We start from the raw sequence: 26,444 nt of genomic DNA on the forward strand, positions 1-26,444 counted from the left end.
GGAGTTTTAAAAGTTATGGACAACCGTATTGGAAAGATTAGATATATTATCTTAGGAATAATAGTCGGCGTCCTATCCGGTATCATTATCAGCTTATTCCGGATTTCAGCTAACTTTCTTATATCTTATACCGAAGATATCTATGCCTTTCTCAGATCTACTGACAACCCTATCTGGCTTATATTTTGGATCTTGTTCAGTATCTTCTTGGGGGGCATTATTATTTGGCTCATCAACTCGGAACCGGACATCCAAGGGTCGGTCCAAAACATCCAAGGCCACATTCAAGGCCTCTTTAAGATGGACTGGCTATCGGTTTTAATCAAAAAATTCATTGGTGGGGTTATTTCCCTGGGATCTGCTATGGCGGTCGGCCGTGAAGGCCCTTCCATCCAAATCGGGAGCGTGGTAGGCCTCGGCGTTGATTCTTTCTTGGGCCGAAGCCGGGCAGATGAAAACCTCCTCCTATCAGCTGGGGCCAGTGCAGGTTTAGCTGCTGCCTTTAACACCCCGGTTGCTGCCGTCTTATTAATTATCGAAGAAGTCTACCACAAGTTCTCTGAAAGTCTCTTCTTGGTCACCTTGACTGCATCTGTAGCCGGTAACTTTGTTTCCTACAATGTCTTTGGGGTTAAGCCGATTATTGACCTGGATGTCTTGGCTGAATTCCCTCTTGACCAGTACATTTACCTAGTTATTTTAGGAATCATAATGGGAATTGCCGGTTTCATCTTCCAAGAAGTTTTCTTAAGAGTACCTAGTTGGTACCGCAAACTCCCTATTCCCAACTACTTAATCCCCATATTCTCCTTTCTGGTTGTTATTCCATTTGGTTTATTTGCCCCTAACCTATTAGGTGACGGAACTAACCTTATTTTTGAAATTCAAGATGGTTGGTACACCCTAGGAGCTATCGCTCTGATCTGCTTCTTGCGTTTTGTCTTTATCCAAGCTTCTTACGGAGCCGGGGCACCTGGTGGTTTCTTCCTGCCAACCCTTACTCTAGGAGCCTTAGTCGGAGCCGTTTTTGGGACTGCCTTGCACAACTACCTATCTGTGGAACAATTCTTAATCATGAACTTTATGGTCTATGCCATGGCGGGACTTTTGACCTCAGTCACCAATGCCACTCTTACCTCCGTGGTCCTCTTGCTAGAATTAACTGAATCAGTCACCCATATCATGCCCCTTGCCATTGTCTGTTTATTGAGCTTCTCTACCGCACGACTTTTAAAATCGGACCCTATTTACGAAGTTCTCTTAATGCGGAAAATCAAACTTCCTTACTCAGCCTTGAAAGGATCTATCTCTGAAAGTGAACTGATAGTTGAATCCAATAGCCGACTAGACAATATGGTGGTTAGAGACCTCAACATGCCAGCCCCTTCCCACATCACCAAGATTAACCGTGACCACCGGGAATTTATCCCTAAAGCTAATACCATTATTAAAGCCAATGACCTGATTACCTTCCAGGCTGATATCGGGATCGCTTCAGAAGCCATCCACTACTTGGAAGACTTGAACAAGAACCAAGATTCTTACCAAGACATTAAAGACAAGTCTTTTGACAGTGAAAGCTAAAAAATACCCAATGCTTTATCAATGAAATCACCTTTATACAGCATGTGTTGAAGCTTTCACTAGCCTTATTTTTTAAACAGCTACCCAAACCGGTAGCTGTTTTTTTCTGTCAAAATTGGTCGTGACTTTTTACTGCAGTAGCGCATCCCTTTCAACATCCTAATTTTCTTAATGGCAGGCGATTGTAGTGTTTTGGACTTGAAAGACCTAGATCATTGAAATTCTCGTATAACATCTGTTGTTTGAGAAAAAGTGGCCGGATTCTCGAATAACATTTTTTGTTTGAGAAAAACCGCCGAAAATTCTCAAATAACGCCAATTGTTTGAGAAAATAATTGACGATTCTTAAACTACAGTTATTGCTTAAGAATAACAAACCTTATACTTATACTCAATTCCAGCTTTAAATATGGATGACTATTGTCGTCTTTCACCAGCAAAAAGAAACCGACCTACGCTTACCGAAGCATGGGCACTAACCTATACAGTCTTTCTTTCCATCTAATTCATTAAAAAAAGAGCAACTTTAACAGTTGCCCCGAAAAAGTGTCTATATTAATCCGCCAATAAAGCTCAAAAATAAAGTGTCAAAATCTAGCAGGAAGCTTTTTTCTGGAAAGGATCTTTAACCCGACTAGTTGACCTACTTGCCCCACCATTCACTGAGTTCAAGGACCCAATAAAGGAGGTTAGCGGCTGTATCCGAATCAAAGACCATTTTATTTTCTTTTGTGCCTGGGAATACCCGGCTAGAAAAGACCGCTTCCCCATGGTTGACAAAAATTTCCAGGGAAGAATGGTCAACAAATATTTGCAAGTGGCTGATTGAATCAAGGTCTAACTGACGGCTTCGTCTGCCGTAACCGGATGGACCATGATTCAAAGTTAATGTCCCTTCTTTATAAGCTAAGCGGGTATCTTCTAGGAGGTCAAGAGTGAAGTGGCTTGGCTGGTCGACAAAGTCAAGGTCAAATTCATAGCTATGGCCCACAATGTCCCCGTAGGCAATTTTTTTAGTGTTCTGAATTTCCAGCCGGTTAGTCCGGATATTCTCGTATTCTTGCAAGGGCTTCTGAAGCAAGCGGTCCCCCTTGAGTTCTAAAAGACGGGGCATGGTCAAACAGTGTTGCCAACCCCGGTTTACGGTGGGATAAATATATTCTGGTGAGCTGTCAGAAACTCCCATCCAGGCCCACATAATAGTCCGGTGGCCATCATCAAAGGTATGAGGGGCATAGAAGTCAAAGCCTTGGTCTAATTCCTTGATGGGACCCTTGGGAATAAACTGGAGACTGTCCCAGTCCATCCGCCCGACTAGGTAGCCAGCTGAATGGGGGTTTAAAAAACTGTTGTGGTTGGCTCTAATCCCCTGAGGTGAAAAAAGCAAGACTGCCTGGTCGCCAAATTCAACCAAGTCCGGGGCTTCCCACATATAGCCTTGGTCTTCATTGCCTTCAAGCAAGTTGCCCTTGTAGTCCCAATGGTCCAAGTCTTCTGATTCAAATAGGAGGATAGCACCCGTATTATCCAACTTCCGCCCCCCTAAGATCATGTAAAATAAATTGCCATGCTGGAAGACTTTGGGGTCTCTTATATGATTGGTAAAACCGGGAGGGAAATCTTCATGGGGGATGACGACATGTCTTTGGTCAATGCTGTAGCCGTCTGAGCTGACCACGTGGACAACATTCTGGTCGCGACCATTGTAAAGGTAGTCATAATCCCCTTCTTTTTTGACATTGCCGGTATAGAAGAAATGGATTTGGTCCCCCAACTTCATGGCACCACCTGAATAGACCCCGTCCTTGTCAAAGCACTTGCCTGGTGACAAGAAGACGGGTTCTTCTTTAAAGTGAACCAGGTCCTTGGAGGTCTTGTGCCCCCAGTGGGTTGCCCCACCTTTGGGGTTATCGGGAACATATTGGTGGTAGACATGGTAGGTCCCCTTGAAATAAACGGCGCCATTGGGATCGTTCAGCCAACCCCGCTTCGGCATCAAGTGGTAAGCTTGCCGCCATTGGTCAAAATCATGGTTTGCCTCTGCCATCGCTCAATCATCCTCCTGTTTAAACGTGATGAATTTTATTTTTTTGCAGGTAAACGAATAGGATACCAAAGCTAAAAGATAGTAAAATAACAAGGACATATTGTAGCATAGCAGAAAAATCACCAGAATACAGCAATAAACCAGGAATAAAAGTAATTCCCATGCCAGGAGCGGCTAGGTCAAAGAAAGAAATGAGTAAGCCCCCTAGTCCACCGGCTAACATGCCAGATGCAAAGACCCGGACCGACCGCATGTTGACTCCAAATAAGAGGGGTTCAGTTATACCGAATAGACTGGGGAGGCTGGCAGAGATCATATTGGACCGCTTGACCTTATCCTTCACTAAAACAGCCATGCCGATCGCTGCACCAAATTGCCCTGCCATACTGACACTTGTCAGGGGTTGGATCATATTGAAGCCGGTGGAAGAGAGCAAGTTGAGTTCTATAATACTAAAAGAATGGTGAAGACCTGTAATGACGATTAATTGTTGCAGAGCAGAAAAGACCAGGTAGCCCAGCCCAAATGGTGCATTAATAATTGAAACAATACCATTGATGACTGCAGATTCGAGGACTTGAATGATAGGGCCAACCAAGAAGAAAATAAGACCAACAGTAACCAAGATGGTTAGAAAAGGTGTCACAATTAAATCCATTATCTCAGGGACCCAACGTCTGAGCCAAGCTTCTAATTTACCAATCAACCAGCCGGCAATAATAGAGGGAAAAATAGACCCTTGGTAACCAACTAAATCAATTCCAAAAACAGTTAGAGGTTGACTAGCCCCCTCCGCCACTTCATAGGCATTGGGGAGTTGGGGTGCGACCATCATCAAGCCAACTAAGATACCTAAGACCGGATTTCCGTCAAACTTACGCGTAGCACTGTAGGCAATTAAAACAGGCAAAAAGGCAAAGGCAGTGTCAGTTAAGATAACAAAAGCCTCTTCCATCTCTGGAGTCATGTCTAGACCGAGTTCAACTAGAAGCCCTCTTAATCCCATTAATAAACCCGTTGTGACTAAAGCTGGTATTAGGGGTACTAAAATATCTGCAAAAACTCTTACCAGTCTTTGAAGCAGAGATAAGTTCTGATATGTATTGTCGCTTTCAGCATGCGCTTGACCAGAAGCCGTATTTGATTTACCAATATAATGATCGAAAGACTTGTAAACTTCATTTACCTTTCCAGTCCCAAAAATAAACTGGTGTTGACCTGTGTTAAAAAAGTAACCCTTAACATCGGTCACACTATCTGCCTTGTCTTGGTCTAGCTTGTTGTCATCTTTTAGGACAATCCGCATCCGAGTGGCACAATGCTCATAATTTTTGATATTTTCAGGACCACCAACTGCTTCTAGTAATTCACTTACGATTTGTTCATTTGAACCTTTAGCCATTCCCATAACCTCCTAATAACTTATGTACTGGAACCGGTTCCTTTTTTAGTTTAGCACAAGTGTCCAAAGAAATAAAGCCCTTTCTTAATCGTCTACCTTTAACTCGGGTGATTTTTCACGCAAAGGACTAATGACTTGGGCAGTCGATGATGGCTTTTATTTGACTTGCGTGCTTTCCCTGATAAGGAGTTGGTTGTCTAAGACAGTCTGAACCTGACTGCTTTGACCTGAGATCAGGTCCAGTAAACTGTGAAAGGCTAGAGTTCCACTTTCTTGGTAGGGATACTTGACCGTTGTTAGACCAGGATAGTAGTAGTCAAAATCATTGTACCCGCCAAAACCGGAGATGGCTAGCTGGTCCGGTATGACATAATTTAATTCTTGAGCTGCTTTTAAAAATGCAATGGCCATGTGGTCGGTTGCACAGGCGATATAAGTTGCTGGCAAATTATCTTTGAGTAATTTTTGAGCTAACTTATAATTATCTTCCTTAGAAAAATTTGATTGAATGACTTTAACCCTTTGGCCATAATGGTTACAACTTTCAAGAAAACCTTTCTTGCGATCTATCCCCACAGCTGGGTCTTTAGAAGAAACTCCAATGTAAAAAATATTTTGATAGTTTAAGTCCGCAAGGTGGCTAGCCACTTTATAGCCAGCTTGGTAGTCGTCATGGCAGATATAAGATAATTGGTCTGCTTTTTGCCCCAGGACGATAATAGGTAATGGCAGCTGGTCTATTTGTTGAATGAGTTGTGGAGAAAGATGGCTGGCTAATAAAATAATTCCCGCTACTTTTTGGTTGGCCAAAATTTTAAGGTTTTCAGCTTCCCTTTTTCGGTCTAAATTTGAATTAATAATTAGCAATTGATAACCTGACTGAAAAGCTGCCTGGTCTAAGCCCTTTAAAACTGAGCTGGTAGCTCCAGAATCAAAACGAGGAATGACAACTCCGATTAATTTGGAGGATTGTGACTTCAAAGACCTAGCCAAATTATTTGGCCGGTAACCCGTCTCTTCGATAGCTTGACGAATTTTCTCTTTCGTTTTTTCACTAACCTGGCCCTGGTTTAAGTATCTAGAAACAGTACTTTTGGCAACTCCAGCAATTTTTGCAATATCTTTTAAACTTGTCATACACCCATCCCCTAACCTATTGGATTTCATTACTCTAACAATAAACTTTCTCCAGTGGCAAGTAAAGCAAACAGTGATGTCAATTAAAAAGTCCTGCTAAGTTAAGCCTAGCAGGACGGAATATTATGGAATGGCAAGACCAGCTCCCATACTTAATTTGCGACCATGTATAGTGAATAAAAGTATTGCTTGTCTGCCATTAGGTCATCGAACTTCCCATGCTCGATTAGTTCACCATCTTTTAAAACCAAGATTTCATCATATTGACGTAAAATATTTGAGTCTAAACGGTGGGTTACCACAATTCTAGTAATCTCTTTTAAGTCCAAAATGACTTTGTTAATTTGCTGTGCCGTTTGATTATCCAAAGCACTAGTGGCTTCATCTACCAAGAGGACTTGGCTATCTTTTAATAAGGCTCTGGCAATAGCAATGCGTTGCTTTTCACCTCCGGAAAGTTTATTCCCATTTTCACCTGCAAGAAAGTCATCCCCACGCTCTTGGATAAGTTGAGACAAGCCGGACATTTCGATAACCCTTTCAACTTGCTGATTAGGGAAGGATTTAAACATGGTAATATTTTCTCTTAAACTGGCGTTAAAGATGAAAACATTTTGCTGTATTTGGGTAAGGAAGGAATACAATGATGATTTTAAAATATCCTTGATATTATCTTTTCCTATATAAATATTTCCATTATAGTCACTATCATTAATCATGAGCAAGTTTAATAATGTAGACTTGCCAGATCCTGACCCACCAACAATGGCGTAAGATTTTTTCGACTCAAATTTATATGAAATATTTTTTAAAGCTAGCTTCCCTTCTTCGTAAGCATAGTTGACCTGATCAAGTCTTAAGTCTGGTGGATTAGTAACCACACCAAGATCTAAGCCCTCATCGCTAACATGGTGGTCTAAATTCTTAGCTAATTTTTTGATCAAAGCTTGCCCGGCTTTTCGTTGGGCGAGAAGTTGTGGGATCAAGGCAAGCGGTTGCATTACAAAGTTCATTAGGTTTGTAAATGCCATAACCATGCCCGGTGTCAATCCGGCTAGCTGGTTTAGTACCATCCAAGCACCTGCTAACATAACCCCCAATTGAGCAATGATTTGAGCAAGATTGCCAATACTTTGAATAAATACCATGGCTTGGTTACGCGAATATTTAGCATCCTCTAATCGAGCAATATTTGCATTGAATAAGTGGCCAATTTCTCTTTCTGCTTGGAAACTTTTAACAATTGAGAAGCCACTTAGAACATCCTTAATGCTAGCAACATATTTTTCATTTTGATTTGAAACATTCTCTTCTTTCCTTGCTAATGTATTCCCAGTAAGGATAGAAGCCAAAAGAGGAAGTACCGATAGTAATACTGCAACTAGTGTTAATCTTCCACTATAAGCTAGCATTAAAGCTAATGATCCAAAAAACATGATCACCATTTGAATCAGTTCAAAAATTGTCTTCAAATAATTATCTTCGATGCTGATGGCATCATTGGTGTAAGCTGAAATATAGGTAGCAGTACTTTCATTTGCAAAAGAGGATATATTTTTCTTCAACAATTGCTTGAAAGCTTTTTCCTTATACTGAACCATGGCCCTCTGCAAAAATAAAGGATAGGTAAAGTAAGATGTCGTTGATGAAATGATTAAGATTAAAAAGAGAATGAAAACCAGCTGAACAACCATGACAAAGCTGTAGTTAGAATCTCCGGCCATCAGGTCCATGATGATTTGTATGTACCATGACACACCAATATTAACCCCAGCATTCGTTATATATACAAGTACAGTGAAGAGGACATTTATTTTATTGTTGCGGAAAAATTCCTTTGTATAATTGTGAACCATGCTCAACCTACTTCTATCGTTATCAATTATCAAACTTCTTTTTTATCTCTAAAAAGGTATTTGCTACTCAACACGGCATTCGAACCTTTCGATTTCTAATTCCTCTAATTCAATCAATTGTTCTTCTAATTCAATTAAAGTCTCTTCCATTTCTACAATTTTTTCTTTTTTAGTCATTTGATTTTCGTCGTTAAACTTACAATTTTTCATTTCAGATGCCTCAATCTCTCTCATTTTTGGGAATTTTATATACTCATTCTTTATGTTATCTATTTTATTTTCTTCATAACTATGTAATGGTTCAATATTTAATAGCCTAAAAACATTTAGTAATTCATCTTCAAATTTTATTCCATATTTTAAATTATTAAATTTAAAAAGTCCATCATAATTTTGCAATATCAACGATAACAGAATAATTAGTATCGGTCTTTTCTTCTGACAAGCATAGATAAACATACCATTAAGTAATCTAAGATCAGCAACATTTGGAGAATAACTATTACAAATAGTATTCATCAGGACATGAGCAATTAATTCTCCATATTTATTAGGGGAAATTTTTATAATATCTTCATTTATTGATAGTACCTTATAATAACTGGACTCTAGTTCAATTTGCATTGATTTCGTCAAAATACCATTTTTCTTAAAAAAATATATAAAAATTACTTTTCTTTCAATATCAAAACTTAGTATTCTGCTTTCAATTTCTTTGTATTTGTATAATTTAAAAGACTCAGTATTAAATTCTTTTGACATAGAATATATCCTTATTCATTAATTAAAGCAAGAATCAGTATCACTAAAATAGTATGGTATGATTGTAAAAAAAACGATTCAGTAAGTATCAAATTTGATTCGACTTCATCTACATATTGTTCAATATAATTCAAACCCATATTGATCAATGAATTAGCTTTGCTAATTTTTCCGTTCACTAAACTATAACTAATTAGCAATTCGCCCAATAAATCCATGTTATTGCTGATCATACAAAAAACTATACATGAATAAATAAATTCATTTATAATTTCCCTCTTATAAGAACTCAACATACTAAAATATTCTTGTTTGCTATTTAGATAAGTTAAATAGAATATATCGTGTGTAAAATAATATATATCATCTACTGTTGGTATCGTTGTTCTAAGCAACTCTAATTGCTCATCATCAAAGTATTGATCAATATTATTATCAACTTTATTGGTTAATATTGATAAATAACACGATATTTCTTTTTTTGTAAAATCAAAATTATCGATACCCTTAATGCAAAACGAATATTCTTCAAAATTCGAAATGCCAGTATTTACTTGCTTATAAATTTCAGTTAGCAAATAAGTTGAAAGGTTCCTCGGATCTGTTTCCATTGACATTTCTTTAAATTGATCTAGAAACTTATCTATAACATTGATAATTTCTACATCAGTAGTTTTTGAAAAGATAACAAAGAAAATCAATTCTGAATTCGCTTTAATATAATTATCATTTTTTGTTTTTAAAAAAAGGGGTAAGAAAATTAAAACGATCTTTCTTACCCTCTTTTTTAATAAGATAAATCTATCGTGCATTAAAAGCCATCTCAAAAATATTATCGTGTTCTTTCGGAAGTTTACTTATGAAATTTGTTTTAGTAGGTTTGTAAATTTGGATAAATGTCCATCTTTGAATATGATCTTCTTTTTCTTCAGCACCAAAGCCAATCTTAATAATCTTCTTCTCTTTATCAATATTAATCATCATAATGTCACTCCTTTTTTATTGAAGATAATATAACATAAAAAAATAAAGAGTCAATATTTTTATACAAAAAATAGATATTTTTTTCTAGAGTAATCAAAGGTGGATTGTAAAATCAAGTTAGCCACTTGCATATAAAAAGTCATGTGAATTCCTATTATATTAGTCGTCGACAAAACCAATGAATATAAGGAGAATTCACATGACTCAAGCCTATGATAACACACTTCCCCAAAGGAACACACTTGACCCTAGCCGAAATTCATAAAATCGAAGCCTATAAGGCAGAAGGCTATGCCAATCAGCAGATTGCCAAGCTGCTCGGGCGCTGTCCGCAAACCATCCACAATGCCATCAAAACAGGTTCTGTCCCCCAAAAACGTCAGCAAAAACACTATGGGAAAACTTACACCTACTAGACACAATCTATTTCGCCGATATTCATGTCAAGGCCTACCAAGCCTTTGTCCAAGAGTTGAAGCAACTAGCCTAAGGCTAACAGAGATAGCCGTTATCTTTTGCTTGACAGGAAACCCCGCTGGGCATGACTTGGCTTACACCTTTCAATAAGTCACCTTAAAATTACTTGGTTGAGGAATCTTTAGGGGGCCAAATTTTTCGATGTATTCTGCAATCAACTCAGTCATGGGACGGGTTACTTCTCGGACAATTTTTTGGCTGCCGAACATATGGTAGTCTCCCCCGCCCACAGCCCGGTACTGGTTTAAAACAAGTTCTAACTCTTGGTCAGGCTGGATGTACTGACCCTGGAATTCAAGTTTGGTCACTCGCTGTCCCTTGTCTTTTTGTATATCTAAAGTATAGTCAATTCCTTGGTAGATATCATAGTTATAGACTTGCGGCTTGGGCTTTAACCATGCTTCATTGATGACTAAATGTCCCGCTTCATCTAAGTCATAGTATTCAGCAGTTTGCTCAAGGGCAGCCTTCAAGTCCTGACCGGTAATTTTGACAACGGCTAAGGTGTTGGGATAAATGTAGTTGCTGACAATATCCCGCATGGTAATTTGCTCTTTAAAGCCCTTGACATCATTGTTAAAGAAGGAGCTAGCCGAAATTGGGGCCTGGCTGAAATACATTTGGACCCGGTTGATGAACTCGATATATGGGTGGCCCTCTAACCTAGCCTGGTGGACATCTTCAATATTAAGATTGTTATTGCTATCGTAACCCAAGTCAGTGTCCAACCAATCTTCCACTTCCTGGTTAACTTCCTGAAACTTGCCTGCCAAATCTTGGTCTACACCTGTCCTGGACTCGACTGGGAGGAGTTTGGGCTTGCAGTCGGTTAAAGTCCACTGGCCATCTTGTTTTTCTAAGAAGAGGTCTGCCTTGGCCAGGTGGGACCCTTTGTGGCCTGGCATCAAGACTGGGGTGCCTTGGACCTGGCCTTGGTAGAGCTTGTGTTGGTGACCGGTTAAAAAGAGGTCAATGGAATCCCCGCAAGCTTCTAGCAAGGCTAAGCCTTCATTTTCCCCAGTATCGGACCAGGCAGCCTTATCTCCAAGCTCTTCATTTAAGTCAACTTCAAAGCCCCCATGGTAGGAAACAATGACCAGGTCGGCTTGGTCTCGTAAGAGGGGCAGGTATTTCTGGGCTGTCTCAATGGCTGAAGCAAAGGTCAACCCCTTAATATGGTCTGGGTGTTCAAAGTGGGGGATGTATTGGGTCGTTAATCCCAAGATGGCAATTTGAACCCCATCCCTTTCCAGAATTTCATAGGCTTCGCCCAAAGCTGGCTGACCCTCCTCATCTAGGATGTTAGCGGCCAGGATGGGAAAGTGACTAGCTGAGATGGCTGACTTCAAGTAGTCTAGGCCGTAATTAAATTCATGGTTGCCAAAGACCCCTAGATCAAAGTCCAAGTCATTATAGGCTTCCATGAGTCGGTCAGCTTTATGGTCATGCTTGTAAATATAGTAGCTAAAAGGAGACCCTTGGAGAAAGTCTCCGTTTTCCACTAGAATGGACGATCCATCCCTACCCTCTTTTAAGAGGCTGGCCAGTTTAAAGAGGCCGAAAGCCTGGTCTTCATCCCGGGCTTGGTAATTACTGGGATAGAGGTAGCCGTGTACATCTGAAGTTTGGTAGATGGTGATTTTTTTCTTTTCCATTCAGTTTGGTCTCCTTCTTCTGTCAATTGGTTTTTAACCGCCCACTTTTGTCTAGGTCACTCACTGTATTAAACCATTTTAGCCCCTGGATATTAAGATGACCAGGGGCTTTGTGTTAAATTCAAGTAAAGTAATTGACCAGTTCTCAGCCTAAAACAGACTAGGCAATAAGGGCTAATAGGCTAGCTAACAGGCCGGATACCAAAACGCTGGTCATATGACTAATCATCGCAGCTTCAATATGGTAGCGGTAGTAAAGGTAGGAAAACAAGAGGTTAGACAGGCCGACAAAGACAAAAAGCCGGATGACAACCACTGGAGTCAAGTCAAGGTAGGTGGTCACATTGGGTAAATAGGCCAGCATAAAAAGTACTGTTTGAAAAACAATAGTGAAGATGACCCGGCCCTTAGTCACCCTTCTGGCTTGGAAGCTAATAATGTACAAGAAGAGGGTCATCAAGCCGAAGCGGAGCATGACTTCTTCCACCACCCCACTGTAAAAAACAGACCCGACCAAATCAATCAAACTTGGAGCTTGGAGGCCTTGACTGACAATATCGGGCAACCAAGGCCGGAAAATCAGGTCAAAGCTAGCAATCATCAGGCCATAAAGTAAACCCAAGGCCAAGGCTGGTTGGAGGCTAACCTTAAGCTTTGCCTTCGCCACTTTCTGGGAGTCAAAGTAGTCATAAACCACAGATCCTAAGCCTAGACGGTAGGTAAAAAAGTGACCAGCTAAAAGGGCTAAGACCGCTAAAAAGAAGGGTTGGATAACGGTCAAGAGAGAGGCCATAAAAGCTGACAAGTCTTCTACCCCTGCTAGGTCGATAATTCGTTGAGACTCTCGGTAAAGACTAGGGAAAAATAAGCTAAAGGCCAGCAAAAGAATGGCTATGTAGACAAAGAACGGGGACCAAGAAGGCTTGTCCGAAACATTAGGGCCAGTAAAGCCTACTTGTCTTGTCCCTTGCCCGCCTTCTTGATTAACGTCTTTCTTTTTACTTTGCTCTTTGTTTGACATTGGTCGAATCCTTTCTATCTGGCTTGAACTCTGGCTAATCGGCCAAGTAACGATCGGTGAGCTAGATCAAGTTAATTATAACATTTGTTACTAGAGTAAAAAGGTCTTGCTAGACAGGACTGACAAGCTTGAACTTGATAGACAATCCTAGCTAAATTAGTCATCTTCTGTTCGCTTACCCCAAAATTGGAAATAATCAGTCCGGATTGCCCCATTGTAGAGTTTCCGTTTCTTGGTGGCTTTTTCGCCGTAGTAGTCTTCAAAATCTAAGTCACTGGTAATAATATACTTGCTCCACGTTTCATGGGGTCTAAAGGCCTGGCCCATCTCCCGGTAAAGTTGGTTGGCTTTTTCCTTGTCCCCTAACCGCTCGCCGTAAGGGGGATTGGAAATCATAATGCCAAATTTTTTGTCGGTCGTGAAGTCAGCTACCTGCATCTGCTTGAAGGAAATACTGTGGTAAAGACCGGCTTCCATGGCGTTTTCCTGGGCAATTTCGACCATGCGATGGTCAATATCGTAACCAGCTATGTCCAGGTCAATATCATAATTAGCAGCCTGGTCAGCTTCCAAACGAACTTTTTCCCAGAGTTCTTGGGGCATACTTGGCCAGTTTTCACAAAGAAAGGACCGGTTAAAGCCTGGTGCGATATTATGGCCGATCAAGGCGGCTTCAATCGGTAGGGTTCCAGAGCCACAAGTTGGGTCCACAAAGGGTTTGTCGGGGAACCAGGTGGTCAGTTTAATCAAGGCTGCCGCCAGATTTTCTTTTAAGGGTGCAGGTCCCTTGCCCGTCCGGTAGCCCCGCTTAAAGAGACTGTCACCAGTCGTATCCAAGGTTAAGAGGACCTGGTCTTTATTGAGGGCCACTTCAATGGGATACTTGGCACCAGTTTCTGGCATCCGGCCCCTTTTATGGTAAACTTCCTGGAGTTTGGAGGCAATGGCCTTGTTGACAATACGTTGGACATCTGGGACACTGTGAAGCTTGGACTTTTGAGACTTACCTGAAACCGGAAAAGCCCCATCAAGAGGGATAAAGCGGTCCCAAGCCAAGGCCTTGGTTTGGTCAAAGAGACTGTCGAAATCCTTAGCCTCAAATTCACCGACAATAATCTTTACCCGGTCGGCAATCCGAAGCCAGAGGTTGGTTTGGGCAATATCTTTTTCACCGCCCTGGTAGCGGACCCGGCCGTTTTCGACTTGAACTTCATAGCCCAAATCCCGGAGCTCATCCCCAACCAGACCTTCCACCCCACTGGCACATGTGGCAAGCAACTGGTAGTCTGTCATATTTTACACAACCTTTCCGAGTAAGAGGGCAATCACAACAGCTTTGACTACAATTCTGACAAAATGTAATACCTTACTAGCTAAGGGTGTGGTCAGGATGGTTTGGAGGGACTTGGCTCTTTTTATTTCCCTGTATTGGCCAAAAATTTTGACCAGGTCTAAAACCAACAAGAGACCACTGGCTAAAATCCCTAGTATTGAAGATTGAAACCACAAGAACCACAAGGCCGGAATCGAAAATAAAAGGGTATAGGCTGTGGAGATTTTAAAAAAACGCATGGCTAGCTTTTTCTGGTCTTCTAGCTGAGTCATGCCCATAAATTTCAAGGATTCAGTGACCTCTTTTATATCCTGGGCTTGTTTCTTCTGGTCATCTTTCAGGCTAAAGGCAGTGGTAGCCCCCTGGAAGACACCTAAGAGGATCAACAATATAATAATAAATTCAAGCATTTCTACCTGGCTATCCTTTCTTCAATCATTTTGCCACCGGTCCGTCTTCCTCTTCCCTCTATTTTAGCAGAAGACACAATCATCAGCCATGGAAAGACCGGTAAATAAATCTCGCTAGAATAAAGAAATCCCCCCAAGCATGGAGGGATCTTTGGTCCTAATAATGGATAATGGGTTTTATCCTAAGAATTCTTTGCTGTAAGCCATGTTCTGTCTAGAGTATTCATTAGGAAAATACTCCGAGATAATTATCTATCTGTAAATCTACTTCTTTCCCCATTGATTTTTGTTGAAAGAACGCCTCTACCTGTTGTTTGAGTTGCTCACTCGAGGGGTTTACCCGTTCCACTAGCATGTTTCCATACTATATCGTCTCTGTGGCACTTTCAAGGCTACTGGAACCTAGCCAAATTGGCCTTAGTTCGTTTACCTGCCGTCTTCCTCTAAAGAGAGGAGCCGTAGCTTATTTTTTCGCTACGCACGAACACTACATGCATCTCAGCTTGTGTGAGCATGGACTTTCCTCACATTAGTCAAGCTAATGCGCAATTATCCACAAAAAATTCTCAATCCGCCCACCATTGTACCATACTTATTCTGCTTGGTCACCATTTTTTGGTTTAAAATTTTCTTCTCCAAAAACAGCCCGCTCTAGGTTAGAAAGTCGTTTCAAAATATCGATAATGGTAGCTGACGGCCGGCTTGCTTTTTGACCTTGGTCCTCTTGGCTGCCCTTTCTTCGACCCCCGAGAACTGGGCTCATGGTTGGGCTTTTTCGCTTGGCAACCCGTGTGTCCTGGTCTTCTGCGGGTGGCAGGTCCACCTTCTTCGTTGCTTGTGGGTCCGAAGCAGCTCCCTCTGAGTCCGCCTTGCCCTTTGTATCTTGGCTTTCTTGTAGTTTAGATTGGCTACTTTCTGCTTTTGGACTAGACTTATCTTGCTTCGACTCTTGGTCTTCAGAAGTTTTACTATCGTCTTCGCCCTCAGCTTGAGAACTTCCTTGTCGCATTTTTTCTTCGTATTCAGCTAACTGGTTTTTCAAGATTTCATTTTGCTGGACAATGGCTTCAAAGCGTTTGAAGACCTTGCTGGTTTTTTGGGTCAAGCGTTGGTTCTCATCTTTTAACTTGCTGACTTGGTTCTCTAAGTCACTGACCTGGTCATCAAAAGCCTTGTAGTCCCGGATTATGACATCTAAAAATTCATCCACTTCCTGCGGGTCATAGCCTCTTAATTTAGATGAAAAATCTTTCTCTAAGATTTGTCGTTGGGTTAATTCTGTTTTGACCATTGCTTGCACCTCTCAAGTATATTCTAGCTCATTCAAAATCCACACGTTCTTTGTTATTCTACCATAAAAACTGTTACTTGACATTATGTATTTCCTGGTAGTCGATGACGAATTCCTGCAGTTCTTCAAAATTAATGGTGTGGACTGGGTAGCCCTTCGCCTGGCTGTAGGCTCTAGCCTGGTCGTACAAGAAGGCTGGCTTGCCTTTTTTATCGGGGTCGTAGACTAATAAGAGGCCATCTGAGTTATTTAAGATAAATTGGGCGTTCCCCTTTAGCTGGCCCCCATGCTTGTATTCATCCTGGGAAGTCAAATTGACATAGTCCGCCCCTTCCACCACCTTGGTTAAGAGCTTGCGGTTGTCATCATTCCAATTATTTCCAAAGCCTTTATAAGGCAGTAAGAGAGCCAAGTTTAATTGGGATAGCTCTTCTTTTAAATCGATGAGGGCCAATCCTGCCCAAAGCTCAATGCCTAAATTACCGGATGTGATCACCCATTCCAATCCCGAGTCAGCATACCGGCGAAATTCTTCTTTTAAGAATTCCTTAAGATAAAAAAGTCTTTTGTCTTTTTTGTCGAAAATACCCAATTCATAAGACCGGTAGCCACTCACATAGAGTCGTCGCATCAGAGTCCTTCCCTTCTTTTTAAATGGCTTATAATTTGGTAAAATAGACCTGTCACAATTAGTTTATCTTATTTTATAGGAGTAGTAAAATGGTTATTCGCTATCCTAATGGTCAAATCTATCGTGAACCGGAAAGTCCCAAATCAAAAAATAAGCTGACAGGATCCAAGACCGATCCAATCCAGAAGTTACAAAAACGACGCAACCACTCCAACCGTGGCATGAAACTGGAAGAGTTGATCAACTCTTCTATTGAATACTACCGCCAGCAGGAGATTGCTGTGATCCATAAAAAGCCCACCCCCGTTCAAATTGTCAATGTTGACTACCCCAAACGCTCAGCTGCGAAAATCACCGAAGCCTACTTTAGACGGGCTTCAACCACTGACTACAATGGGGTTTACAAGGGCCACTACCTGGACTTTGAAGCTAAAGAGACCAAGTACAACACCTCTTTTCCCCTGCAAAATTTTCACGACCACCAAATCAACCACATGCAGGCTTGTGAGCGGCAAGGGGGCATTGTCTTTGTCATTATCTATTTTTCAACTTTAAACCGGTGTTTCCTCTTAGAGGGCAAGGACTTGTTTAATACTTGGGTTACTTACCAAAGGGGCGGTCGGAAATCCATCCCTTTCCAGACGGTTGAAGACAAAGGACATGAAATTGAATTTTCCTACCAACCTACCGTCCCCTTTATAGACATTGTCGACAAATTACTTTAAAATAGGAAAGAATATTGGTTGGAGGACTAAAATAGATTCGGGCTAAGGTTTTTAAATCGAATTGATGAATAAACACAAGGAGAATGTTATGAGCGACAACAACAAAACGACTCGCAGTAGTCAATATCAAAATAAACCCAACCGGAAAAAGAATAAAAGCAAGGGTAAAGGGATAAACTGGGCTGGCATTGCCAAAAAAGTGGGCCTAGTGATTGTCTTCTTTATCCTCTTGGTTTTCATCTCAGGAGCGGGACTCTTCACCTACTATGCTTCTTCTGCACCTGACTTAACAGATGATGCCTTGTTTGGTACTTATACTTCAGAACTTTTGGACCGGGACGGTGAAGTTTATTATACCATCGGAGCTGACAGCCGAGAATTCGCCAACCCTGATGAATACCCTGAAATACTGAAAGAAGCCGTTCTGTCCATTGAAGACCAACGTTTTTACAAGCACCCAGGGGTTGACCCAATTGGGATTGCCCGGGCTGGTATTGGTTATGTGACGGAAGGAGAAGTTGTTGGGGGTGGATCAACCATTACCCAGCAACTGATCAAGCTTTCTCTTTTTTCAACATCCAAAGAGGACCAAACTATCAAAAGAAAGTCGCAAGAGGCTTGGCTGGCCCTCCAACTTGAGCGACGTTTGTCCAAAGAACAAATTTTAACCCTCTACCTCAACCGAGTCCACATGGCTGGCAATGTTTACGGTATGAAAACAGCAGCCGAACAATACTATGGCAAAGAAGTAGGAGACTTGGAACTCCATGAAGCAGCCATGCTAGCCGGTATGCCCAAAGCCCCCAACTACTTTAATCCCTATAAAAACCCTGACCAGGCTAAAAACCGGCGCAACACTGTTTTGTATGCCATGTATGAAGAAGGCTATATTAGCCAGGACGAATATGACCAAGCTTCTGACCTCCCAGCTGACCAAGACTTGGTCGACCAACCGGAAGAGTTAGATGATGCAGAACTTTACCTTGACGGCTATATTACAGCTGTCCTAGACGAAATTGCTGAAAAAACCGACTATGACCCCTATACAGCTGGCCTAAAAATCCACACCAATATTGATTTAGACAGCCAAGAATTCATGTACAACCTGGCCCATAATGAGGACTATATTGCTAGCGACGACGAGCTCCAAACTGCCATGACCCTGATTGATCCAACCACAGGGGAACTCCTAGCAATCATGGGAGGCCGCAATATTGAAGGCCACTTGTCCCTCAACCGGTCTACCGAAAATACACGTAATATAGGGTCTACCATCAAGCCCTTAACCGTTTACGCTCCAGCCATCGAGTTTAACCAACGCTCCACTTATGAACAAGTGGTCGATGAGCCTTACACAGTTCCTGGAACAGATTGGTCTCCTAGAAACTGGGACCGAGAGTTCCATGGCCAAATGTCCACCCGGGATGCCCTGGTCAACTCACGTAATATTCCAACCGCTAAAATTTTTAACGAAGAATTGGACTTTGACCAAGTTTCAGAATTTCTTGAAAGACTAGATATCAACCCTGAAAGCTTAGCTAGCTCAGAAGGCTTGGTACCAAGTTCGGCCATTGATGGATCGATGACCCCCCTTCAATTAACTGGAGCCTTCTCTGCCTTTGCTAATGGTGGACAGTATATCCAACCCCATACTGTCTCCGAAATTGTCACCCAGGACGGGGAGACCATTGACACCACACCCGAACCGGTCCAAGCCATGGAAGACTACACCGCTTATATGATCACCGACATGCTCAAGGGGGTCATTGACCTCTACAGTAATGACCTAGACATTTCTGACCTCCCCCAAGCTGGAAAAACGGGTACTTCCAACTACTCCAGTGACCAACATGAAGAGTACAACATCCCAACTGACCAAGGTCTCGTTCCTGACTCCTGGTTTGTCGGCTACACTCCTGAGTACACCCTATCCGTTTGGGTGGGTTACGACAAACACTTGGAAGAAGGTAACCAGCTCAGCAATGCTGACGGAACCCGGCAACTTCCAAGACGTTTTTACTGGGAAATTATGACCCGGTTAACTGAAGATTCCGACAAGCCAGATTGGGAAAAACCCGATTCAGTCAAGGAAGTCGAAGTCATCAACGGGTCTAACCCAGCCAAAGAGGCGACAGCTTCTACACCTGAATCACAAAAAATCACCGAATTATTTGTCGAAGGCCACTTACCTTCTGATGAACAACCCCAAAGACAAGCACCAAGCCAAGGTCAAGAAGAAACTGACCAAGAAGAAAACGACCAGGCTACTGACCAAACAGAAGAGACCGAAGAAGTCCAAGAAGAGCCAGACCAAGCTCAACCAGAAGAAGAGCCTGAGCCAGAGCCCGAACCGGAACAAGAACCTGAGCCACAGCCACAACCGGACCAGGGCCAAGAAGAACCAGACCAAAACGATCCCGATGATGGTCAAGGTCAAGAGGGACAGGACGGCCAAGACGGTCAAGAAAACCAAGAAGGTCAAGAAGGCCAGAATGGTCAGGGCCGTCAGCCAGGCCAGGAAGGTCAAGAAAGACCTAGACCCCAACCAGATCAAGGTGGCCAAGAAAGACCGGGTAATGGTGGCGGTCAAGAAGAAGGCCAAAACCAAGAGAGAGCACGCCGGGCTAGAGAATTATTCCGGCAACTCATCCCGCGTAATGACGACGAAAATGCTAGCGAAGAAGACCGGACAGACGGCCAGTAGTCCTACAAGATAAGGAAAAGCCTGGAAAATTCCAGGCTTTTTTCTTTGAGTACTATTTGACCTTGATACAGCTTTCACCAGCCTTATGTTTAAGCGGTTAGTTAAATTGGCTAGCTGTTTTTATAGTGAGGATTTTAAGGTGGGAACTTAAAGGGTTTGACTGTTGCTGTGGGTGAGCCTAATCATAACTGATGCTTGCAGCGGTTTTTCGAAACTATAACTCGTTTATTGGGCTAAGATTGTTGCGTTGTTGCGCCAGAACTCCTTTATTGCTCTCCAATTGTCGCGTTATTGCCTCATAACTCCTTTATTGCTCTCCGATTGTCGCGTTATTGCCCCATAACTCCTTTATTACTCTCCGATTGTCACGTTATTGCCCCAGAACTCCTTTATTACTCTTCGATTGTCGCGTTATTGCCCCAGAACTCGTTTATTGGGTTGCGATCAAAATAACATATCGCTGCCTATTTGTCTCCATTAAGCGGCAAAACTTCCCTATTTGGATTTATTGTCCAGTTTCAACTGCAAATCTTCCTTATCTGGATTTATTGTCCAGTTTCGAATCTGAAAGTACCTTATTGCACAGTAATTATCCTTTTCAACTTTGAAATCACCTTATTACACAGTAATTATCGCCTTTCAACTATAACTCACATTGCTAACGATAAAGTCCATATAATTGTGTAAAAAGAAAAAGTCATAATGACCTTTTTGAGCTACAATGTAGTTATAGAAAACCAAAAAACACATTGAAAGGAAGATCATTATGACTCAACTCAATCTTACACTAGACGCCAATAAATTAACAGACGCAATTTTAAATTGTGATCTGGATCAAGTGATGAAATCCACCTTCGTGACGGTCTTAAATGCTTATATGGAGTCCGAGCGCGACCAATATATGAAAAGCAAGCGGTACGAGCGAGATGAAGATCGCTGTGATTACCGCAATGGGTATGACGAGCGAGATTTCACCACGAAAATCGGCACCCTCAAACTCAACGTACCCAGAACGCGATCAGGCGACTTCCATACCCAATTATTTGAACTTAATCAGCGGATGGATCAAGGTCTATTGGCTACCATCTTTGAGATGTACGTCAATGGCATCTCCACCCGTAAAATGACGAAAGTCGTCGAATCCCTTTGTGGTCAAAAGGTCTCCAAATCGTTTGTCTCCGATGTCAATAAACACCTGGACAAGGATGTCTTTAACTTTCAAAAGCGGTCCCTCACCCATACTAATTTCCGGTATATCTATGTCGATGCCATGTATATAAAGGTCCGAGAGGATAACCGGGTGGTGTCCAAAGCCCTTTACATCGCCCAAGGAGTCAATGATGAGAATAGGCGAGAAATCATCGGGTTTAAAGTGGCTGGGCAAGAGTCAACGGAAAGTTGGCGGTCGTTCTTCCTCGATTTAAAAGCCAGAGGCATTGATACGCCGAAAATGGTGATTTCAGATGCCCATGCAGGCTTACGGAAAGCTATTCAAGAATGTTTTGTCAACACCACTTGGCAACGCTGTACCTTTCACTTATTAAGCAATATCACCGATGCCTTGCCGAAAACCACGGACCGAGTCATCCGAGATCGTTTCCAAGCGGTTTTATTTTCCAGAACCCAGCAGGAAGCTCGTGAACGGAAACAAGCATTGGAGGCGGAATTCGAAGACCAAGCGAAGCTGGCTAAAGCCTTGAGCCTATTGGATGAGGGCTTTGAAGATGCCATTCAGTATCAGATCGAGCCTTCTCCTTACCACATGTCTTTAAGAACAACCAATTCCATTGAACGAGTCAACCGTGAAATTCGACGTCGAGAAAGAGTGGTGGGGATTTTCCCCAATATCAAATCCGCGGAACGGCTAGCCGGCTCGGTCTTATTAAACCTGCAGGAGAATTGGGAAGCTCAGAACTATCGATTTTTACGATAGGTTGAACTTTTTAAACCCCTTTTAAAACCTGCCTCCCTCTGGAAAAGGGGCTTTTTCCCTCGGTCACTTGGCGTAATCTAACACACCGCTGGCTCGCTTCAAGAGAAGCCCACTCTTTCCGCTCGCCAAACGGTGTGTTTAGCCGATCACGCCGACCGACGGAAAAAGAAAAAGCCCCGTCGTATAACATCTGTTACTATATTGTAGAATTTACACATAGATTTGGACTTGACTTTGCTAACCCCTTTTACTAGTTATTTCTCACCATCTCTCGCTCACAGAACAAGTATCTCCTATCACTTTGCCTGATCTGGGAAAAACCTAGACCAGTCTTGTCTATAACTTAGTTGAGGAAGCTCAAGTCGACTATTCGGTCAAGGAGGGCCTTAATTATTAGAGGTTAAACTTATCCTCTTTCTCCCTTTCATCTTGTTTTTTGGCTTGTTCTTGTCTTTTCTCTAAGTTTCGCTGTCTTTGCCGGTTATAGAAGGTGTTTTGCTCTCTTTCTTCCTTGAGTTTTTCCTCTTCTTTTTCCTCATGGTTACGGATAAATTTTGGCTTAATTCCCTTGTGGGCCTGGTAGGCATTGAATAAAGAGACCAAGGCCACAGCAATTCCGACAAAAGCGACAAAAGGATCAAAAGAAAGGACATAGAGGCTGAAAAGCAAGATCACGATCCCCAAAACTAGTAATATTTTACTCCGTCTCTTATCCATCTGACTTAAAAATTCCTCCCTAGTATTGACATGTATTTAAGAAAAAGCTATAATACGATTTGTGGTTATTTTTTGGAGAATTGTCCGAGTGGCTGAAGGAGCACGCTTGGAAAGCGTGTATACGGATTACCCGTATCGAGGGTTCGAATCCCTCATTCTCCGTTTTTATTATATCATAGGCTAGCAAGTTGCCTCAAACCGTTGATATATCAATGTTTTCAATTTTTTTCATTGTCAAAACTAGACACATTTTAACAAAACTCTAAACTAAAATCTAAACTAAAATTGTCGCCCAGACTATAAAAGAGGAAGTTAGAATTGTGCTAGTTATTGACAAAGGAGCCCTCCCCTCATTCCTTGGGGAGGGCTCCTTTTTAATTAATTTTTATATTGGTCAAAGCTCTGATCATCTAAGCTATCGCTGTTTAAAATATTATGGGTAATGGTGGTAGCTATTTTATGTTCATCTAAGGAATGAACCCGGACGTATTCTACCCCTATATAGCTAGCGTAAGCTGTAATAATAGCTGAAGCCAGGTCACGGTTTAAAAATCCTGCTTGGGTCTCTGGGTCGGCTTCGATGCCTAGCTTGGAGATTTCTCCCACCAAGAAACGTTTGCGGGAAACTCCTAAAAAGACCGGATAGCCCTTGTCATGAATCGAGGCAACACTGTGAATCAACTTGTAATTTTCCTTCTTGGTCAGGCCAAAGCCAATTCCCGGGTCCAGTAAAATCTTATCCCGGTCAATCCCAGCTTGATGGGCCTTGTTCAAGACTTTGTCAAAGTAGACCATCATGGCCTCTTCAATGGGTGCTTGTGCCATTTTGGCTCTTTCTTCATCGGTAAAAAAATCCTGGCCCCCGAAATCTCTAAATTTTTGGGAAGATGGGTGGTCAGGTCGAGCAATAACCGGGTTGAACATGACAATGGCCTTAACCCCTTCTTGGGCTAGCAAGTCGGCCATGTCTACATCACCAGTTAGACCGGTAATATCATTGATGATATCCGCCCCAGCATCAATAGCCGCTTTGGCAACTGGAGCCCGGTAGGTATCTACTGAAATAGGAACCTGACTTTTTTCTCTGATTCCCTTGATCACCGGTACAATACGGTCGATTTCATTTTGGAGGTCGACTGGACTGGAACCAGGCCGGGTCGACTCACCTCCAATATCCAACATGTCCGCTCCCCTGTCTACCAAGTCGAGTCCGTGAGCTATGGCTTGGTCTGCCTGATAGTTGCGCCCACCATCAGAAAATGAATCCGGTGTTATATTTAAAATAGAACATATTTTGGTCTTGACCATAAATGAAGACTCCTTCGTCATATTTTTCTACATTACATGATTATAGCATACAAGGCCTGGTCTTTTCATAAGATAAATTTGGCACGAAATAAACAGGTCCCAAAATGACTCAAGTCCCCCCTACTTTACAATTCCCATTGACCTATCCCCTACCCTAGCTCTTTGAGACGAGTGCGTCCAACTGAACCAAATAACTTAAAGCTAGGCCCCCTACCCTAGCTCCCTGAGTTGAGTGAAGGGGCAAAAAGACCATAAAAAAAGCTGGTGACTAAGGTGGCCGAAGTCATCTTAGTCAGTCAGCTTTTTAGTCTTGTCGTTTGGCCTGGCACTCAGGGCAGACTCCGTAGATTTCTAAGCGGTGGGTATCCACATCGTAACCAGTCAGGCTTTCGGTCGCTTCTTCCACATCATCTAAGCCTGGATAATAAATATCCTTAATCTTGCCACAAACTGAGCAAATAGCGTGGTAGTGGTTATGGGAGGAAAAGTCAAAACGACTGGAAGTATCCCCATATTTTAACTCATTGACCAAATGCATCTGGGTCAAAAGCCGCAAGTTATTGTAAACAGTCGCTACACTCATATTCGGAAAATCATCAACCAAGTTCTGGTAGATATCGTCAGCTGTCGGGTGGTCAGCTGTGGTGGTTAAATACTCTAAAATAGCGTAACGCTGAGGGGTAATGCGGACATTATGTTCTTTTAATTTATTAATGGAGTCCTCCAGTAATTTATCCATATAGATCAATCCTTTAAATGCACGTGTTTCATTTCACTACTATAATAAAAAAGATTTTTCATTTGTGCAAGACTAAACGACTTTTTTTAGAGAAAAACGAAACCGTAAGCGTAGATAAAGAGGAAGAAAGAAGCCATGGCTGTGATAATACCGTTAAAGGTAATTTCAAATTCCTTGATAACTTCCAGCAAAGTTTCCCTCCGGACGATCCCCTGGTAAAGGGCAAAGCCTGCAATAAATTCAAAAACAAAAAATATATTTTTTTCCAGATAAGAAGTGGACAAGAGGGTTAGGTCGGAGTAGTTAAAGAGGGCTTCGACTACTACTGGAGAGAAGATACCGGTCAGTAAGATAGCAATAGAGAGGAATAAAAGGGTATATTCCGATAATTTGTCAACGGCATGAGCCTCTGGATTTCGGATCTTAGCCTCTTCGCCAAATAAGATGGAAATCAAGCGGACAAAGTAAATAATGGTTCCAATATTAATAATGTGCATGGCAAGGCTGTAGAGGGTCATATCCGAACCAGATGCCATCATATACTTGGACACACTACCGTTAAAGAAAGGTGCCCCGATAATCCCAAAAGCAGCTAAGACAATGGAAATGGCCGTCAAAGGCATGGTCTTCCACAAGCCCCTAATTTGCCGGATGTCCCGGGTTCCGTACTGGTCTTCAATTTGCCCGGCTGACAAGAAGAGGGTGGACTTGAACAAGGCATGACTGAATATATGGAAGAGGGCTCCGAAGAAGGCTACCTGGGCTCCTAAGTTAATCCCAACCATGATCAAACCGACTTGTGACACGGTCGAATAGGCCAAGATCATCTTGAGGTCAGTTTGGGCTACAGCCATAATGATGCCAAAGACTGAGGTAATAAAACCGATCACCATAAATAAGTTGGAGGCATCAATTACTGGTCCAAACATAAAGGAGAAGCGGATAAAGAGGTAAACACCTGTTTTAATATAGAGACCGGACAGGATGGCTGATACCACTGACGGTGCACTTGGGGTCCCGTGGGCCTTGGGGAGCCAGGAAAAAAGCGGAACGGCCGCAATCTTCAAACTGAGGGTGGTCATCATCAAAGCATAAGGCAAAAGGACCAAGTTAGGATCTTGGATGTACTCCATCATGTCAGCAATCACATAGATGTCTAGAACCCCGGTTGTGGAGTATAAAAAGCCAATTCCAAACAGCATAAAGGTGGTCCCAATGACATTGGCAAAAAAGTAGATCATTCCGTCATAAATGGCTTGCTTCTCTTTCTTGATCATGATTAAGATAGAAACAGTCAGGGTGGAAACTTCTAACATGATAAACAAATTAAACAAGTCAGCACTCAAGAAAAGACTGTTCATAACCCCTTCTAAAACAAAAATAAGAAAGAGAAATTTATCAGTCGTATAAGATTTATTATAGGCAAAGAACAAGAGTACGGTAAAAATCAAGACATTTAACAAGACCATGGTCGAGGACAAAATATCAGCATATAAACGAATGGCAAAACCCTCTGGCAAGCCAGACATAAAATCAATAATAGCCCCGGAACTTCGAACCAAAAAGAACAAGTAAAAGGTATAAGCTAATAAGAGGACCTGTCCAACCAAGACTGGGATCCGGGTATCCCACTTGCTAATTAATATATTTAAGACACCGAACAAGATCGGTATCAAAACGAGATAAAATAACACCAAAGACCTCCCCCAAAGATTTACTTACAGAAAG

The 26,444-nt window shown here is 42.0% G+C and carries 22 protein-coding genes, 1 tRNA gene and 1 other RNA gene; 6 read left to right on the forward strand and 18 right to left on the reverse strand.

Annotation, left to right across the window (positions count from 1 at the left end; genetic code table 11):
- Window positions 1-15 precede the first annotated feature (15 nt).
- A complete protein-coding gene (locus tag HMPREF9698_RS02350) occupies window positions 16-1,584 on the forward strand; it encodes a ClC family H(+)/Cl(-) exchange transporter (RefSeq protein WP_003776944.1) in 1,569 nt (522 codons plus the stop codon).
- A 643-nt stretch (window positions 1,585-2,227) separates the two neighbouring features.
- Here HMPREF9698_RS02350 and HMPREF9698_RS02355 read toward each other — a convergent pair.
- From HMPREF9698_RS02355 to HMPREF9698_RS02385, 7 genes are all read right to left on the reverse strand, one after another.
- A complete protein-coding gene (locus tag HMPREF9698_RS02355) occupies window positions 2,228-3,631 on the reverse strand; it encodes a glycoside hydrolase family 32 protein (RefSeq protein WP_003776945.1) in 1,404 nt (467 codons plus the stop codon).
- A gap of 19 nt (window positions 3,632-3,650) precedes the next feature.
- On the reverse strand, window positions 3,651-5,033 hold the full coding sequence (locus HMPREF9698_RS02360) for a PTS transporter subunit EIIC (RefSeq protein ID WP_003776946.1): 1,383 nt from the start codon (window positions 5,031-5,033) through the stop codon (window positions 3,651-3,653).
- Window positions 5,034-5,189: 156 nt separating this feature from the next.
- On the reverse strand, window positions 5,190-6,170 hold the full coding sequence (locus HMPREF9698_RS02365; RefSeq protein WP_003776948.1) for a LacI family DNA-binding transcriptional regulator: 981 nt from the start codon (window positions 6,168-6,170) through the stop codon (window positions 5,190-5,192).
- A 152-nt stretch (window positions 6,171-6,322) separates the two neighbouring features.
- Entirely contained in the window at window positions 6,323-8,026 is a 1,704-nt protein-coding gene (locus tag HMPREF9698_RS02370; protein WP_003776950.1) for an ABC transporter ATP-binding protein, read from the reverse strand.
- Window positions 8,027-8,089: 63 nt separating this feature from the next.
- Complete coding sequence (locus tag HMPREF9698_RS02375; protein ID WP_003776951.1) at window positions 8,090-8,788, reverse strand: hypothetical protein; 699 nt, start codon at window positions 8,786-8,788, stop codon at window positions 8,090-8,092.
- A gap of 11 nt (window positions 8,789-8,799) precedes the next feature.
- A complete protein-coding gene (locus tag HMPREF9698_RS02380; RefSeq protein ID WP_003776953.1) occupies window positions 8,800-9,600 on the reverse strand; it encodes a DUF6895 family protein in 801 nt (266 codons plus the stop codon).
- Window positions 9,590-9,772, reverse strand: a complete 183-nt coding sequence (locus HMPREF9698_RS02385) for a hypothetical protein (RefSeq protein WP_003776955.1) — start codon at window positions 9,770-9,772, stop codon at window positions 9,590-9,592. The genes HMPREF9698_RS02380 and HMPREF9698_RS02385 overlap by 11 nt, the downstream gene beginning before the upstream one ends.
- A gap of 212 nt (window positions 9,773-9,984) precedes the next feature.
- On the opposite strand from HMPREF9698_RS02385, the gene HMPREF9698_RS02390 reads away from it, so the two are divergent.
- A complete protein-coding gene (locus HMPREF9698_RS02390; protein WP_003776957.1) occupies window positions 9,985-10,188 on the forward strand; it encodes a helix-turn-helix domain-containing protein in 204 nt (67 codons plus the stop codon).
- 144 nt (window positions 10,189-10,332) lie between these two features.
- Here HMPREF9698_RS02390 and HMPREF9698_RS02395 read toward each other — a convergent pair whose 3' ends face one another.
- From HMPREF9698_RS02395 to HMPREF9698_RS02420, 7 genes are all read right to left on the reverse strand, one after another.
- Window positions 10,333-11,904, reverse strand: a complete 1,572-nt coding sequence (locus HMPREF9698_RS02395; protein WP_003776959.1) for a bifunctional metallophosphatase/5'-nucleotidase — start codon at window positions 11,902-11,904, stop codon at window positions 10,333-10,335.
- Between the two features lie 160 nt (window positions 11,905-12,064).
- On the reverse strand, window positions 12,065-12,925 hold the full coding sequence (locus HMPREF9698_RS02400; protein WP_003776961.1) for a CPBP family glutamic-type intramembrane protease: 861 nt from the start codon (window positions 12,923-12,925) through the stop codon (window positions 12,065-12,067).
- Window positions 12,926-13,081: 156 nt separating this feature from the next.
- On the reverse strand, window positions 13,082-14,218 hold the full coding sequence (locus HMPREF9698_RS02405) for a THUMP domain-containing class I SAM-dependent RNA methyltransferase (protein WP_003776963.1): 1,137 nt from the start codon (window positions 14,216-14,218) through the stop codon (window positions 13,082-13,084).
- Between the two features lie 3 nt (window positions 14,219-14,221).
- The gene (locus HMPREF9698_RS02410) at window positions 14,222-14,668 is read right to left on the reverse strand and encodes a hypothetical protein (RefSeq protein WP_003776965.1); all 447 of its coding nucleotides are present in this window, start codon (window positions 14,666-14,668) and stop codon (window positions 14,222-14,224) included.
- Window positions 14,669-14,862: 194 nt separating this feature from the next.
- An RNA gene (rnpB, locus tag HMPREF9698_RS08635) (RNase P RNA component class B) lies at window positions 14,863-15,229 on the reverse strand.
- A 31-nt stretch (window positions 15,230-15,260) separates the two neighbouring features.
- Complete coding sequence (locus HMPREF9698_RS08385) at window positions 15,261-15,959, reverse strand: DivIVA domain-containing protein (protein ID WP_003776967.1); 699 nt, start codon at window positions 15,957-15,959, stop codon at window positions 15,261-15,263.
- Window positions 15,960-16,032: 73 nt separating this feature from the next.
- Window positions 16,033-16,590 (reverse strand): SLOG family protein, encoded by a 558-nt coding sequence (locus HMPREF9698_RS02420; RefSeq protein ID WP_003776969.1) that lies wholly within the window; start codon window positions 16,588-16,590, stop codon window positions 16,033-16,035.
- Window positions 16,591-16,679: 89 nt separating this feature from the next.
- On the opposite strand from HMPREF9698_RS02420, the gene recU reads away from it, so the two are divergent.
- The 3 genes from recU (at window position 16,680) to HMPREF9698_RS02435 (ending at window position 21,952) form a co-directional block, all read left to right on the forward strand.
- On the forward strand, window positions 16,680-17,315 hold the full coding sequence (gene recU, locus HMPREF9698_RS02425) for a Holliday junction resolvase RecU (protein WP_003776970.1): 636 nt from the start codon (window positions 16,680-16,682) through the stop codon (window positions 17,313-17,315).
- An 88-nt stretch (window positions 17,316-17,403) separates the two neighbouring features.
- The gene (locus HMPREF9698_RS02430) at window positions 17,404-20,019 is read left to right on the forward strand and encodes a transglycosylase domain-containing protein (protein WP_003776975.1); all 2,616 of its coding nucleotides are present in this window, start codon (window positions 17,404-17,406) and stop codon (window positions 20,017-20,019) included.
- Between the two features lie 766 nt (window positions 20,020-20,785).
- A complete protein-coding gene (locus tag HMPREF9698_RS02435; protein ID WP_003776976.1) occupies window positions 20,786-21,952 on the forward strand; it encodes an IS256 family transposase in 1,167 nt (388 codons plus the stop codon).
- Window positions 21,953-22,345: 393 nt separating this feature from the next.
- Here the strand turns inward: HMPREF9698_RS02435 and HMPREF9698_RS02440 are convergent, their stop codons facing one another.
- Window positions 22,346-22,669 (reverse strand): hypothetical protein, encoded by a 324-nt coding sequence (locus HMPREF9698_RS02440; protein ID WP_003776979.1) that lies wholly within the window; start codon window positions 22,667-22,669, stop codon window positions 22,346-22,348.
- A 74-nt stretch (window positions 22,670-22,743) separates the two neighbouring features.
- Here HMPREF9698_RS02440 and HMPREF9698_RS02445 point away from each other — a divergent pair.
- A tRNA-Ser gene (locus tag HMPREF9698_RS02445) sits at window positions 22,744-22,831 on the forward strand.
- Between the two features lie 216 nt (window positions 22,832-23,047).
- Here the strand turns inward: HMPREF9698_RS02445 and folP are convergent.
- The 3 genes from folP to HMPREF9698_RS02460 form a co-directional block, all read right to left on the reverse strand.
- A complete protein-coding gene (folP, locus tag HMPREF9698_RS02450) occupies window positions 23,048-23,977 on the reverse strand; it encodes a dihydropteroate synthase (protein ID WP_003776980.1) in 930 nt (309 codons plus the stop codon).
- A 304-nt stretch (window positions 23,978-24,281) separates the two neighbouring features.
- Complete coding sequence (locus HMPREF9698_RS02455) at window positions 24,282-24,716, reverse strand: Fur family transcriptional regulator (RefSeq protein ID WP_003776982.1); 435 nt, start codon at window positions 24,714-24,716, stop codon at window positions 24,282-24,284.
- An 86-nt stretch (window positions 24,717-24,802) separates the two neighbouring features.
- Window positions 24,803-26,410, reverse strand: coding sequence for a complex I subunit 5 family protein (locus HMPREF9698_RS02460; protein ID WP_003776983.1), 1,608 nt, complete (start codon window positions 26,408-26,410; stop codon window positions 24,803-24,805).
- Between the last annotated feature and the right edge of the window lie 34 nt (window positions 26,411-26,444).

The sequence above is a fragment of the Alloiococcus otitis ATCC 51267 genome (assembly GCF_000315445.1).
Taxonomy (GTDB): domain Bacteria; phylum Bacillota; class Bacilli; order Lactobacillales; family Carnobacteriaceae_A; genus Alloiococcus; species Alloiococcus otitis.